Source organism: Lignipirellula cremea, from assembly GCF_056501455.1.
Genome location: NZ_CM151415.1, coordinates 240,863 through 254,938, shown reverse-complemented (window position 1 = coordinate 254,938; position 14,076 = coordinate 240,863). Strand labels below are relative to the sequence as shown.

General features: G+C 66.0%; 10 protein-coding genes. 6 read left to right on the top strand and 4 right to left on the bottom strand.

Annotated elements, in window-relative coordinates; translation table 11 throughout:
- Positions 1–188: 188 nt before the first annotated feature.
- The 3 genes from SH602x_RS01070 to SH602x_RS01060 form a co-directional block, all read right to left on the bottom strand.
- Positions 189–980: a response regulator gene (locus tag SH602x_RS01070; RefSeq protein WP_479475050.1), complete on the bottom strand. Its 792-nt coding sequence runs from the start codon at positions 978–980 to the stop codon at positions 189–191.
- A gap of 86 nt (positions 981–1,066) precedes the next feature.
- On the bottom strand, positions 1,067–1,774 hold the full coding sequence (gene phoU, locus SH602x_RS01065; protein WP_479475049.1) for a phosphate signaling complex protein PhoU: 708 nt from the start codon (positions 1,772–1,774) through the stop codon (positions 1,067–1,069).
- A 210-nt stretch (positions 1,775–1,984) separates the two neighbouring features.
- Positions 1,985–3,520 (bottom strand): sensor histidine kinase, encoded by a 1,536-nt coding sequence (locus SH602x_RS01060; protein ID WP_479475048.1) that lies wholly within the window; start codon positions 3,518–3,520, stop codon positions 1,985–1,987.
- A gap of 274 nt (positions 3,521–3,794) precedes the next feature.
- On the opposite strand from SH602x_RS01060, the gene acnA reads away from it, so the two are divergent.
- The 6 genes from acnA to SH602x_RS01030 all read left to right on the top strand — a co-directional run bounded on the left by acnA (position 3,795) and on the right by SH602x_RS01030 (position 11,025).
- Complete coding sequence (gene acnA, locus SH602x_RS01055; protein WP_479475047.1) at positions 3,795–6,497, top strand: aconitate hydratase AcnA; 2,703 nt, start codon at positions 3,795–3,797, stop codon at positions 6,495–6,497.
- 298 nt (positions 6,498–6,795) lie between these two features.
- Complete coding sequence (locus SH602x_RS01050; protein WP_479475046.1) at positions 6,796–7,242, top strand: hypothetical protein; 447 nt, start codon at positions 6,796–6,798, stop codon at positions 7,240–7,242.
- 279 nt (positions 7,243–7,521) lie between these two features.
- Positions 7,522–7,935, top strand: coding sequence for a hypothetical protein (locus SH602x_RS01045; RefSeq protein WP_479475045.1), 414 nt, complete (start codon positions 7,522–7,524; stop codon positions 7,933–7,935).
- Positions 7,936–8,231: 296 nt separating this feature from the next.
- A complete protein-coding gene (locus SH602x_RS01040) occupies positions 8,232–9,119 on the top strand; it encodes a hypothetical protein (protein WP_479475044.1) in 888 nt (295 codons plus the stop codon).
- 146 nt (positions 9,120–9,265) lie between these two features.
- Positions 9,266–10,237, top strand: coding sequence for a DUF1559 family PulG-like putative transporter (locus tag SH602x_RS01035; protein WP_479475043.1), 972 nt, complete (start codon positions 9,266–9,268; stop codon positions 10,235–10,237).
- A 71-nt stretch (positions 10,238–10,308) separates the two neighbouring features.
- On the top strand, positions 10,309–11,025 hold the full coding sequence (locus tag SH602x_RS01030; protein ID WP_479475042.1) for a hypothetical protein: 717 nt from the start codon (positions 10,309–10,311) through the stop codon (positions 11,023–11,025).
- Positions 11,026–11,112: 87 nt separating this feature from the next.
- Here SH602x_RS01030 and SH602x_RS01025 read toward each other — a convergent pair whose 3' ends face one another.
- Entirely contained in the window at positions 11,113–13,908 is a 2,796-nt protein-coding gene (locus SH602x_RS01025) for a hypothetical protein (protein ID WP_479475041.1), read from the bottom strand.
- Positions 13,909–14,076 lie beyond the last annotated feature (168 nt).

Genomic DNA, 14,076 nt, shown 5'->3' with positions numbered 1-14,076 from the left:
CGAACCGATCCGCGCAAGAAGATCGCTGAGGGCGCTGCTAGCGTAGCGTTTCGCCAGCACGGATAGAACGGCCCTCCTCCTGAAAGCGCAGGAAAAGGGAGCGGAAGGGGCGAAGCCGCCGCTGAGGGCAGGGCGCGACCCCGCAACTTGAACGGCTGGGCAAGCCAGGCTCGGCCGACGCAATCAGGTCAGTTGGTCGGCTCGTCAGCCATGTCGGGGTCGCGAAAGCGATAGCCGACGCCGCGGACGGTCTCGATCAGCGACGCCCGATCGCCCAGCTTCGACCGCAGCGCCCGGACGTGTACGTCGATCGTCCGTTCCATGACCATCGTGTCTTCGCCCAGCGCGGCGTCGATCAGCTCGGTCCGCTCGAACACCCGGCCCGGCTGGCGGATGAGCGTGTCGAGCAGACGAAATTCGCTTCGAGTGAGATGGACGGTTTCGCCCGCGATGCTGGCGCGGTGGCGTACGCGATCGACCGAGACGCCCTGGCTGGTGACGACGTCGTCCTGTTCTTCGACGTTGCGGCGTCGGCGGAGCAGGGCCTTCACCCGTTCGAGCAGGATCTTCACGCTGAAGGGCTTGGTGACGTAATCGTCCGCGCCCATCGAGAACCCGACGAGCTGATCCGATTCGTCCGAGCGTGCGGTCAGCATCAGGATCGGAATCTTCTGCGTCGCGGAGTCGTTCCGCAGGCGCCGGCAGACGTCGTAGCCGTCGACTACGGGCAGCATGAGGTCGAGCACGATCAGATCGGGCTGATGCCGCTGGGCCTGATCGAGACCCGCCTGGCCGTCGTAAGCGTGCAGCGGCTCGTAACCGGCGAGTTGCAGGTTGAGCGAAACGATCTCGGAGATGGAACGATCGTCTTCGACGATCAGGACGCGGGGTCGATTCATGCTCTCGCCGTTTCGCTCCTGGGTCCACCGGAAGGGGGCAGCCCCTGCCGGGTTCTGAATGCGGGTCACGATCGTGGACATAAGATTCCTTCGCCTTGAAGAGCCGCGCCCGATCCGTCTCCGCGTCGCTGTTTCGTTCCGCTCGCGCTCGCCTGCCGGGCTGCCGATCAGGCTGGCGCCGAGGCGTCGTACTTGCGCCGGTAGGCGTTGTGCCGATGCCGGATGATTTCGCCTTCGACCAGATAGATCACGTCTTCGGCGATGTTGGTCGCCAGGTCGGCCACGCGCTCGATATGTCGCGAGGCGCCGTAACAATGCAGGCCGGGAGGAATGGCCTCCGCCGACGCCTGCATCGCCGCCTGCAGTTCATGCACGGTCTGCACGTAGAGCCGATCGGCTTCTTCGTCGAGCGTGAGGATTCGCCGCGCGATCTTCACGTCCATGTCGACGTAAGCGTTCAGCGCCGAGCGCACCATTTCGATCGACAGGGCCGAAAGCGTTCGGAGCGCCGAGGGGACCGCGAACTTCGGAAAGTCCGCGATGGCCTCCGCCCGCTCGGTAACGTTCACCGCCAGGTCGCCGATCCGTTCCAGGTCGTTGTTGATCTTGAGCGCCGCCGCGATCCGCCTCAGGTCCGACGCGACCGGCTGATGCAGGGCCAGCACCTTCAGGCATTCGCCTTCGATGTCGACCTCCTGGGTATCGACGTCGTCGTCCATGCGTCGCAACTGGGCCGTCGACGCATCGGGCCGATCCGCGGAGGTGCGATCCAGCAACGCCCGCGACGCCAGGTCGAGCATTTCCTCGACCGACGCGAAAAGCGACAGCATCCGCTCGTGCAGACGTTGCATGTCGCGTTCGAAATGCTTGCTCATTCGGATTCTCGAAGCTTTCAGGTTCAGGAGGACCATTCGCTACCGCCGCCGCCGAACGATCAGCGCGAAGGCTCGCGGACGAGCCGTGCCTCGGGGCGAAACGAACCTGAGAGGGAGCAGCCCCTCCGACGCGGTTCCCGAACCGAAATCCACGGCCTTCATTAAAGTAGGCGGAATTGCGGATCAGATGAAGAAGCGATTAAGGAACCATTAAGAAGATCCCGCTTCGGTCGCTTTTCGCAGGCGAATCGTGAAGGTAGTCCCGCGCCCCGGGGCGCTTTGCACGCCGACGGCCCCCCCGAAGGCCTGGATCATTCGCTTCACGATCGACAGGCCCAGCCCGGTGCCGCCGGCGTCCCGGGACCGGGCGTCGTCGACGCGGTAGAACCGCTCGAAGATCCGGGCCTGATGGACCGGCGAGATGCCGATCCCGTCGTCCTGCACGTCGATCGCGACCAGATCCCGTTCGATCCGGGCACGAATCTTCACCCGGCCCTCCTCCGGCGTGTACTTCACCGCGTTGTCGACCAGGTTGTCGAGCACGGTCCGGAGCCCCTGTTCGTCGGCCAGCACGGCGACGGTGCGGTCGGCGAGCGGTTCGGCGGCGAGCGCGATCTTCTTGACCGCCGCGCGCTCCCCGAACCGGGCGATGCAGGCCTGGATCTCTTCGTCGACGTTCGTCGCGACGATCTCGAACGTCTGCTCGCCCGATTCGATCCGGGCGATCTGCAGCATATCCAGGACGAGGGCGTTCAGCCGGTCGACCGCCTCCTCGATCCGCGAGCAGAGCAGATCGACCCGCGCCGGATCCTCGTGAGCCCACAGCCGCAGCGTTTCAGCGTACGCACGGATCGACGCGAGCGGCGTTTTCAGTTCGTGCGAGACGTTCGCGACGAACTCGTGACGCAAACGCTCCAGCCGGCGAAGCTCCGTCACGTCGCGAAAGACGGCGACCGCGCCGCGCTGCGCCTGCGTTTTCGAACCGGCGTCGAACTTCGCGACGGCTGGCGCCGGCTCTTCGGTTTCGAGAGCGCCGACCGCCACCGCAAGCGCCCGGCGCAGGTGCCCGGGCAGTTCGATCTCAACCGCGGCGGCGCCTCCGTCCTGCAGGATCTTTTCGATCGTGTCGTGGATCGCGCGCTGCCGGACGACCTCCTTGTAGTCCCGATCCTCGAAGACGGTCGTCTCCAGATCGAACATTCGGCGGAACGATCCGTTCGCGAAAAGCGCGCGGCGTTCCGAATCGACGGCGAGCACGCCTTCTGACATGGCGGCCAGCACCGCGCGCAGGCGATCGCGATCCTGGACCAGGTCTTCCGCTCCTTCGCGCAGGCGGCGCTGCATCCGGGCGAAGGCGAGAGCCGCTTCGCCCAGCGCTTCGGCGTCGCGCCGGCGAAGGAAGCCGTCGCCTTCGAACAGCCCCGTGTCGTCCATCGCTTCGGCCAGTTCGCGAAGTTGGCGGTCGCGACTCGACCTCACGGCGCGGGCGACGGCATAGGCTCCGGCGCCGGCGAGGAGGGCGGCAGCGATTCCGGCGACGACCCAGATGCCGTGGGATCCCGGGGGCGGGTCGACTGCCGCGGGATCGGCTCCCGAAGCCTGGATCTCGCGCACATGGGCCTGCCAGCGGGCCTTCTCCCCCTCGAGCGCCGCCGAGCGGAGCACGAGGAGGCTCACGATCGCCAGCAGCGACGCCGCGACGACGAAGAGCGGCGTCGAATCGAGAAGCGGAAACCGCCTGGACATGGGCAGGGATAGCGAAGGCGCGGGCGAGAATCGATCGATCAGGGTATATGCTACCGGCGAGCGGAGGGCGTCAGCCCCACCGAGTTCTCGGAACGATTGCGAGGCGGCTGGACGCAACTCTCGACGAACTACGTCGAAATTCATCGATCTCCCTTGCAGGACACGGGGGGCTGACACCCCCCGCTCGCCTTAAGGGGACTACAATTTCGCCTGACCTTCGCCGCCCGACGGGACGGCCCGCTCTCGCTCGTTTTCACCTTTCGCTTTCGTACGCATGAATTCGAATCCCTTCGACGCGCGCGGCACGTTCGACGTCGGCGGCCGAAAAATCGGAATCTATCGCCTGAGCAGCCTCGAAAAGGCGGGCGTCGCGAAGATCGACGCGCTCCCGTATTCGATTCGCGTGCTGCTGGAATCGGCCCTGCGGAACGTCGACGGCTTCATCGTCGGCGAGGACGACGTTCGCCGGATCGCGTCGTGGAATCCGACGTCGCTGCCCGAGCAGGAGATCCCCTTTCTTCCCGCCCGCGTCGTGCTGCAGGACTTCACCGGCGTCCCGGCGGTCGTCGATCTGGCCGCCATGCGGGAGGCGATGAGCCGCCTGGGGGGCGATCCGAAGAAAATCAATCCGCTGATCCCGGTCGATCTGGTCATCGATCACTCGGTGCAGGTCGATCGATTCGGCACGCCCGAGTCGCTCGAACAGAACGTCGCCATCGAATTCGAGCGCAACCTGGAACGCTACGAATTCCTCCGCTGGGGGCAGAAGGCGTTCGCGAACTTCCGCGTCGTGCCGCCGAACACCGGCATCGTCCACCAGGTGAACCTGGAATACCTGGCCAAGTGCGTCTTCACCGGCAAAGACGCGGAAGGGGAGGTCGCCTATCCCGATTCGCTGGTCGGGACCGACAGCCATACGACGATGATCAACGGCCTGGGCGTCGTCGGCTGGGGCGTCGGCGGCATCGAGGCCGAGGGCGTCATGCTCGGCCAGCCGATCTACATGCTCCTGCCGGAGGTCATCGGCTTCCGCCTGTCGGGCGCGCTTCGCCCCGGCGCGACGGCGACCGACCTGGTCCTGACCGTCACGCAGATCCTCCGCAAGGAAGGCGTGGTCAACAAGTTCGTGGAGTTCTTCGGGCCGGGCGTGTCGAATATGTCGCTCGCCGACCGCGCGACCATCGGCAACATGGCGCCGGAGTACGGAGCGACGATCGGCTTCTTCCCGGTCGACGCCGAGACGCTTCGCTACATGCAGAACACGGGCCGCACCAAGGACGAGGTCGCCCTGGTCGAGGCCTACTGCAAGGAACAGGGCCTGTTCCGGACCGACGACGCGCCTGAGCCGCAGTTCACCAAGGTTCTCTCGCTCGATCTGGGCGACGTCGAACCGTCGCTGGCGGGGCCGAAGCGTCCGCAGGATCGCGTGCCGCTGTCGAAGATGAAGTCGTCCTTCCAGCGGGCGCTTTCGGCGCCGATCGCGGAGCGCGGGTTCGCGCTCGATTCCGCCGCGCTCGCGCGCACGGCGATCGTGGAACAGGAACCCAGTGCCAGCACGATCGGCCACGGCGCCGTCGTGATCGCCGCGATCACCAGTTGCACCAACACCAGCAACCCGTCGGTGATGATGGCCGCCGGCATTCTGGCCAAGAAAGCGGTCGAGAAGGGCCTGTCGGTCAAGCCGTACGTGAAGACCAGCCTGGCGCCCGGTTCGCGCGTGGTGACGGAGTATTACCGCAAGGCGGGCGTGATGGACGCGCTCGATCAGCTGGGCTTCAACGTCGTCGGCTACGGCTGCACGACCTGCATCGGCAACAGCGGTCCGCTGCCCGACGAGGTCGCTTCCGCGGTGAAGGAGGGCGATCTGGTCGCCGCCGCCGTGCTCAGCGGCAACCGCAACTTCGAGGGTCGCGTCAATCCGCTGACCCGCGCGAACTATCTCGCCAGCCCGCCGCTGGTGGTCGCGTACGCTCTCGCTGGGACGGTCGACGTCGACTTCGAGACGGAGCCCCTCGGCTACGACGGTCAGGGCAAGCCCGTCTTTCTCAAGGAGATCTGGCCGACCCACGAAGAGGTCCAGACGCTGGTCCGCGACAGCGTGCTGGCCGAGATGTTCCTCCAGGAGTACGGCCAGGTCTTCGACGGCAATCCGATGTGGAACGAGATCAAGATCTCGGGCGGCGAGCTGTACGACTGGCAGGACGAAAGCACGTACATCCAGAACCCGCCGTTCCTCGCCGACCTGACGGTCGAGATCCAGCCCGTTCCGCAGATCCAGGGCGCTCGCGTGCTGCTCGCGCTGGGCGATTCGGTCACGACCGACCATATCTCGCCCGCCGGCGCCATCTCCAAGGACAGCCCTGCGGGTCGGTTCCTGCAGGCCAGCGGCGTCGCGCCGGTCGACTTCAACAGCTACGGTTCCCGCCGGGGGAACGATCGCGTGATGGTCCGCGGCACGTTCGCGAACATCCGCATCCGCAACGCCATCGGTCAGGGCAAAGAAGGGGGCTGGACCACCCACTTCCCCGACGGCGAACTGCTGTCGGTCTACGACGCCGCGATGAAGTACCAGCAGGAGCACGTCCCGCTGGTCATCCTCGCCGGGGCGGAATACGGCACCGGATCGAGCCGCGACTGGGCGGCCAAGGGAACGTTCCAGCTCGGCGTGCGGGCGGTGATCGCCGCCTCGTACGAGCGGATCCACCGCAGCAACCTGGTCATGATGGGCGTGCTCCCCCTGCAGTTCCAGAATGGGGAGACGTGGGAGTCGCTCGGCCTGACCGGCAGCGAAGTCTTCGACATCCCCGTCGCCGACGACCTGAAACCGGGGTCGAAGGTGACCGTCACCGCGACGAACGTGCAGGGGGACGCGAAGACCTTCGATGCCGTCGCGCGAATCGACACGCTGGTCGAACTCGACTACTACCGCAACGGCGGCATCCTGCAGACCGTGCTGAGGAAGCTGCTGAAGAGTTAGCTAGTTCCCTCTCCCGCTCTTCTCGGGTGGCACTGGCTACGCCAGTGCTGCCTTTGAGTAGCCCGCGATGCGGCGAACTGACGGCGCCTGTCTCCCCGGAAGCAGCAGCTGCGTTAACCTGCGTCGCTCTTTCGCCGTTCTGCGCGGCTAACTTTCGACCCGCAGTTTGACCTGCCTTCCCGGCTTCGTCAGAATCGCGAATCTACGGATTGCGCAGGCTGGCGCGATCATGACGAGCGACGGACCGCCTTTACGGATCTGCAAAGTCGCTTCGGCGACTGCCTCGGGAAGGGACAGCATGTTCTCTGCGTTTTCGGTTCGCCGCGCTTCGTCGCGGTCTTTCTTGCCCGGTCTGAAGACCTTCGCCGTCGTCGCGGCGCTCGTCGGGTCGGCCCTGTTCGCCGCGCCGCGCGAAGCGAGCGCCCTGTTCGAGAACGAAGCCTTCGAGTCGTCGTACGACGCGTATCTCGCCTCGTGGGTCGCCTGGCAGTCGGACGGCGAAGGGATCGAAGGCAACTACCACTACTACGCGACGATCTACTCGTACTACGGCTACGTGTACGCCGCGTACGGCGACTGGTACGACTACGATCCGTACTTCGAGACCGCGATCGTCTACCACGACGCTGCCGCGGATCTGTGGGAAGCGCTGGTCTTCTACGGCGTCGGGGGAACCGATTCCTACAACGCCAGCCTGCGCGCGAACGCCGCGTCGAACCTCTGCTGGTGGGCCGCGTTCTTCTAGGCGCGGGAGTTCGATTCGGCAGGTCAGTCTTAAGTGTCATGTGTGCCATGCCCACATCGCGCCAGCAGGGTGGGCATGTAAGGTTCGGCCGGCCCTGGGCATGCCCACCCTTCCTTCGGAGATGTGGGCATGGCACACAGCGGCAAGATCGCTCGACCGTCGCTCTGCTCGGTCGACGAACTCGGGGGGCTCCCGTCCCCCGCTAGCCGATGCGGTTGCCGTTCGCTCTTATCCCATGTCGAACGATCGACGGACCTCTACAAGAAGCGGATGTGTCCGATGGGCTTCTCGGCGAAACTCGTGTCGCGAAGCGCGATCGCGCTCATTCTTTCGGCGGCGGCGCTGACGGCGTCGTTCGCCCCGCGGCAGGCATCCGCCGCCTACGAGCAGGATGCGTATCTTCGGTCGAACGCCGCGGTCATCTACGCCGAGCGGGCGCTCGCGAGGGCGCGGCCCGCGCAGGCGGAGACGGCCTACCTGGCCTATCTCTATGCCTGGTACGGTCGCGAGTACGCCTATTACGGCGTCGTGACCGGCGACCAGGGCTGGTTCTATTCCGCGGCCTACATGCACTACGCCGCGTACAGCTACCACGAGTCGATCCACGCCTATCTTCCGCGGACGCTCGGCTTCCGGGCACAGGAGTCGGCCTACTTCGCGTTCCTGTTCAGCTGGTACGCCTTCGCTAGTTGAGGGCAAGGGAACTGCGGGTCGCCTGTCGTCGTCCGAAAGATCCCGGCAATCCGCTTCGTCGGAAGATTCTGCGGTTCGTCGCGACTCAGCCGCCGTAGAATCGACGTGATCGGAACTCGTTTCCGACGCTCCGTCGGGCGCCGACGGGTGTCCCGCGTTTCGGACGCCCGTAAAATGAAAAACGTCGATTGGTCCGCAACGCCCTCCGCCCGTCGCGGTTTAGGGAACATGGGCAATCTGGTGCGTAAAGCCTGGTGCAACGAGCGCCTTCTCTCTATTGCAGGAATCTCCGTCGTATGACTTCCCGTTTCGTTCGTCGGACGCTCGCGGGCATCGCCCTGGCGGCCGCTCCGCTGGTCGTGTTCGCAGTCGCGGCTCCGTTCGCTAACGCGCAACCCCCGCTTCCGAATCTTCCCGCCGGCGGTCTTCCGCCGCTCCCGGGCGGTCTTCCGAAGCCGGGTAGCATGGCGATGATGCCCGGCTTCTCCGACCCGCTCGCTCCGCTGCAGCTGGTCGACAAGCCGGTGATCCAGAACGAGCTCGACCTGGCTGAGGTGCAGCTCACCGAGATCAAGGCGATGAAGGAGCGTCAGGAGAAGGAGATCCAGAAGCTCCTCGCCGACAAGAAGAAGGAGTACGAGAAGCAGCTCTTCGACAAGCTTCTTCCCAAGCAGCAGTCGCGGCTGCGTCAGATCGTCGTTCAGCTCAAGAAGAACCGCTCCCTCCAGGACGAGTACGTCGTTACGGAGATCGGTCTGTCGGAAGATCAGGTCAAGCAGATCAACGACATCTACGAAGCGAACGAAAAGGAGACGGAGAAGCTCTTCCAGGACATCTTCGCTCGCAAGGTCGATCCGACCACGCTGCGCGAAAAGGGTCGCCAGGCTCGCACGAAGCTGGAAGCGGACCTGATGGCGGTCATGACCGAGGAGCAGAAGAAGAAGTTCAGCGAGCTCGGCGGCGAACCGTTCGACGTCAACCCGATGGACCTGATCGCTCCGCCGATGGGTCTCGATTCGGCCATCTTCCCGCCCGCGCTGCCGCCGCTGCCGGATCCGGAAGGGGACCTGGACGAAGATCTGGAAATGGAAGAAGACGAAGAAATGGAAGACGAAGATCTCGAGGACGCCGACGCTCCCGCGCCGCGCCCGGCCTTCGGACCGGCTCCGCCGCCCCGTCCGTAAGAAATCGTCGCCTCCGCGAAAAACGCGTGAAGCCCGCCATCGGAACATCCGATCGCGGGCTTTCTTCGTAAACTGGTGGGGCGGTCGCGTCGCCTTCGGAAACGGTTCGAGGCGTCGCCCGCCTGTCCTGCCCAGAGAATCCCGCCATGAAACGATCCCAGGGTTTCACCCTCGTCGAGCTTCTCGTCGTCATCGCGATCATCGGCGTACTGGTCGCGCTGCTGCTGCCGGCGGTCCAGGCGGCTCGCGAAGCGGCGAACCGCATGTCCTGCGGCAACAACCTGAAGCAGTTCGGGCTGGCGACGCACAATTACGAGTCGGCCTATCGGCGCTTCCCTTCGATGGGAAGTCGCAACTACGCCTACTCGGTGCAGGCGAAGCTGCTGCCGTTCATGGAGCAACGCTCGCTCCACGATCTGCTGGACTTCTCGCAGCCGCTGGTCGTCGGCAACGATCATCTGGGCGATCTGAACCCGATCTATCAGACGGTCGCTGCGACGCCGCTGGCCGTCTATCAATGCCCGTCCGACGGGGGCGAGATCATGACGCTCAAGAACGACGACGACCTGTTCGCCGCGGGGAATTACATGGTCAACGTCGGTTCGGGCGTCGGTCGCAACTACTCGATCGTGAACAAGACCGACGGCATCTTCTATCTCGATTCGAACCTCCGCTTCGCCTCGATCACCGACGGCTCCAGCAACACGGTCCTCTATTCGGAGACCCTGTTCGGCTCGCGGGTCAGTTCGACCGACCTGCAGGATCCGAAGCGTCAGATGAAGAAGATCGCCACGAACGGCGCGAGCCCGGGCACGCTGGACGCCGGCGCTATCAACGGCGCCGCCTCGACGGGCTACGACGGCGAGCGGGCCTTCAGTTGGATCTGGGGCGGGCGCGGCTACAACATCATGGTCAACGCCTATCTCCCCCCGAACAGCGACGTCCCTGACACGCGATTCCACGGCGACGGCCTGTTCGCCGCCCGCAGTAACCACCCCGGGACCGTGCAGGTGACGCTCGGCGACGGCAGCGTTCGAGCGATCGCCGAGACGGTCGAACTCGCCACCTGGCGGCGGTTGTTCTCGCGCAACGACGGTCAGCCGCTGGGCGAGTTCTGAAGCCGGCGGAATTCACAGGCAACTCTCCTACGTCTCCCGGCGATCCTGCTTCGCCTTCCGAAAGGTCTTTCATGCATCGCTTCCTCTTCGCTTCGACGATCGCCGTCGCGGGCATCGCGCTGGCCGCCCAGTCGGCTCAGGCTCACTTCATCTATCTGAAGCAGTCGCCCGGCGAGAAGGCCACGAAGGTCGAAGGCTTCTTCGGCCATGCGCCGGAACCGGACGAACCGCGGCTGCTGGCGAATCTGGAAGGCCTCGAAGTCTGGTGGACGCCGATGAAGGGGGAACGGACGCTCGTCCCCCTGTCGCTCGGCGGCGATCGCATGGTCGGCTCGGCGCCTGCCGGCCCTGGCATGCTCTCCGCGATGAGGACGCCGCGGGTCCGCGAACGAGAAGGCGTCACGTATCGATCGGTCGGCTACGCCCAGACGGCTCCGGCGCTGGAGAGCGGCGCCCGGGTCGCCTTTCCCGCCGACGCTCGCCCCGATCTCGAATTGAGGGCGGAGCGACTCGAAAACGGCAAGCTCCGGCTGACCGCGCTCTGGAAGGGAAAGCCGCTCCCGCAAGCGGAGATCAGCGGTTCGATCCCGGGCCGCCCGGCGGTCAACGCGATGACCGACGAGAAGGGTTCCGCCGAGCTGGCGCTCGACCAGCCGGGCTTCATCGACCTGCACGTGCAGTACGTCGAACCGGGCGAAGGCGAACTCGACGGACAGAAGTTCTCCGAGACCCGCCACAACGCCACGCTGGTCGTGGAAACCGCGGGGCAGAGCGGCGCGACGAAGTAGCCTGACTTGAGCCGGCCAGCGCTGCCCGATCCCCACGCCGCTCGCTGGCGAACGGCGTCGAACGATCGACGAGCTACTTCCGAGAACTCAGTCCTGTTCGCCGGATGCGGGCGCTTCCAGCGGCAGCGGGCGGGGAAGGGGCTCGGGCGGAGGTAGCTCTTCCGTCGGGGTCGCCGGCGGAAGAATGCCCTCGGTCGTCCGCGCCGGCGCTTCGGGTTCGTCGTCGGTCGCGCTTTCCTTCGGCGAGTTCCAGAACGGAAGCTGAAACTCCGGCAGCTTGAACGGCGCCAAGTCGTTCGCCAGCGGCTTTCGCTCCATGTCGATATCGGCGTGCAGCCAGAGCGCGGAGTCGCGCTCCGACAACGTCGCCGTCGCCCCGCGGAACCACTCCAGCACCGGCGCCCGGAACTCGATCTCGCTGATCGGCTTTTCCCACGCGACCGAGGAGCGCCAGATGCCGGGTCCCTCTTCGGCGCCGGTCAGGACGTACTCTCCTCCCAGGGTGTCGACCATCTCGGCGCCCAGGACGCGTTCGGCGACGGCGGGCGCTTCCTGACGGGGCAGGCCGAACTGTTCCGACAGACGATGCAGGAACCGTGCGTTGCCGTCGGAGATCGTCAGCGCCCGGTCGAGGTAGAGTTCGTTGACCCAGGTGCCGACGTCGGCGTCCGACAGGTCCTGAATCGACAGGTGGCCGATCGCCATCTGATCGCTCGTCGTCGGCTTGACCTGACCGCGCACCCGGTCGAGCAGATCGGGATGAAACCCGACCAGCGAGAACTCCGGCTGCTGCCAGCGATAGAGCCCGAACAAGAGTCGCTGATAGCCCGCCTGCGCCGGACCCGGTCCCGCGACGCCGGGCAGAATGTCGAGCCATCCGGCCCTCGGATACGACCCGAGATAGCCCGGCGCCGAGCGGAGCGTCTGGAAGGTCTTCATCAGTCCCGCGCCGACCAGGTCGCCCTTGGCCGGAACGTCCTGCACGCCGAGGAAGAGCGTGTGCGGTCCGACGCGGCCGCCCGGAGTTCCTGCCACGCTCGCCTGAAGATGAATGGCGTCGCCGTCGGCAGGCGGGATGTAGACGTTCGACTGCGTCCCCATCATGTCCAGCATCCAGCCCATCCGCTCCCGCTGCAGGGGCGACAGGTTGACGTCGAAGGCGACGCGTTCGATCCGCGGCTCTTCGGACAGGACGTACCGCCGCATCGCGAACGACAGAGGCTGAATGTCCTGGCCCTGCGTCTCGAACCAGCTCTTGCGCGACAGCGCGACCGCTTCTTCCTCCGGCGTCAGCGCCTCGGGGGGCATGTCGGCGATCGGCATGAAGGCGCCGAGCGGTCCGCGGAACGAATCGACGGGACCTGCCTCGGTTTCGATCAGCACGCTGCCGTCGGGTCGCTGGCCGAAGCCGAGCGGCAGGAAGCCGGCGGAGACGAGCGACTCCACGGAGACGTCCTCCAGCCCTTCGTTCATCGCGGCGAGGCGCGCCAGTTCGAGCATCTCCAGTTCGGCTCGCGACGCCTGCCGTCGGGCCAGTTCGATCTGCGTCTCGTTGTCGAGCGTCTGGCGGAAGAACTCGCTGGAGAAGAAGCCGAACACCGTGTCGCCGCGGTCGATCGGCAGCAATCGCCGGGCGTTGCGGAACTCGGGCGACGAACCGAGCGGACGATCGCCGTCGACGGCGGCGAAGAATCGCTCGACCATCGCGCGGCTGCTCGTGTGCAGGTGGTACTTGCCCGAGACGGCGTAGTAGCTGCGCAGTTCGCCTCCCGGCGTTTCGAGGAACGATGCCGGTCGCCCCGCGATTTCGACCTCGGTCAGCTTGGCGCCGAGCGCCTTCTGTTCGGCAAGGACGCTCTTGCGGGTCTTCTCGAATTCGCCCTGAAGCAGGTCGCTCTTCGCCAGGAACATCACGCCGATCGCGGCGCCGTCCTGCACGTAGAGATCGCGTCCGAGCACGGCCACGTCGTCGATCAGCGAGCTGCCGAACCAGTCAGCCAGTTCGTTCTTTCGCAGGCCGAGCTGCCGCTGGGCGAAGCCCCCTTGCTTGAGCGAGGTGCCGCGAAGGGTCAGCATCCGCGAGAGATCGCCGCCGTTCTCTTCGATCAGCTTTTCGAGCCAGAGATAGTTCTGAAACGATCCGAAGCGGACGTAGAAGCACTCCTCGGGAACGCCCATCGCGATCGATTCGACCTCGTTCGCCTGAAGCTCCGGCGCGATCGCGAGCGGCCTCCACGCGATCGGCGGCGGAAGGGGACGCGCGGCGGGAGCGGGGGCCTCCTGACGCAGGAAGGCGGTGCGGACCGCCTCGATCCGCAGGCGCTCCGAACCGGCGAGCAGATCGGCGATTCGCGACAGTTCGGAATCGGGCGCCGCGGACGGGGCAGGGGGCGCGGCCAGGCCGTAGCGGGCCGGCAGCATGTTTCGCAGGTAGGCTTCCGCAGTCGGCGGAAAGGGCTCGTCGAGCAGTTCGAACTGCGCGTCGTACGCCCGACGCCATTCGTTGACCTGCCGCGTGAACTGGCGGGGATTTCCCTGCCGGGGCACGACCGAAATCTGCTGCGGCGCCGGCGTGTAGACGGTCGCGGTGAAAGGTTCCGATCCGCGGAACAGGAAACGGACGGTGACGTTGCCCGACCTGCTCATGAACGGACCGACGATCTGCTGCAGCAGGGGCCCGACGCGGGTCGGTGCGAAGACGGGGTAGCCGACCCAACCCGTCTCGCTGCGGAGCGCGAAGCCGTCCGTCGCGAGCGCGGCGTCGGCATGCTCCCCCGCGACCGGGAGGGTTACCGTCGCCACGCCGAAGTCCTCGCCGTAGACGGCCTGAACGGTTTGTGCTTCCGCCGCGGGCGCGAGACCGAACAGGCTGCCGGCAGCCACGATCAGCGCGGCGAGAAGGATGACGTAACGACTAGCGTCGCACGAGATGTCGGCGGTCTGGGGTGGCGCCGGTTGCCTCAACCGGCGCGGGCGCAACCCGTCGGAGGCCCCGGTGCGCACGCAGCCTTGGCTCGCCCGGTTCACTCCACGCAGAACCGAATCGAGAGA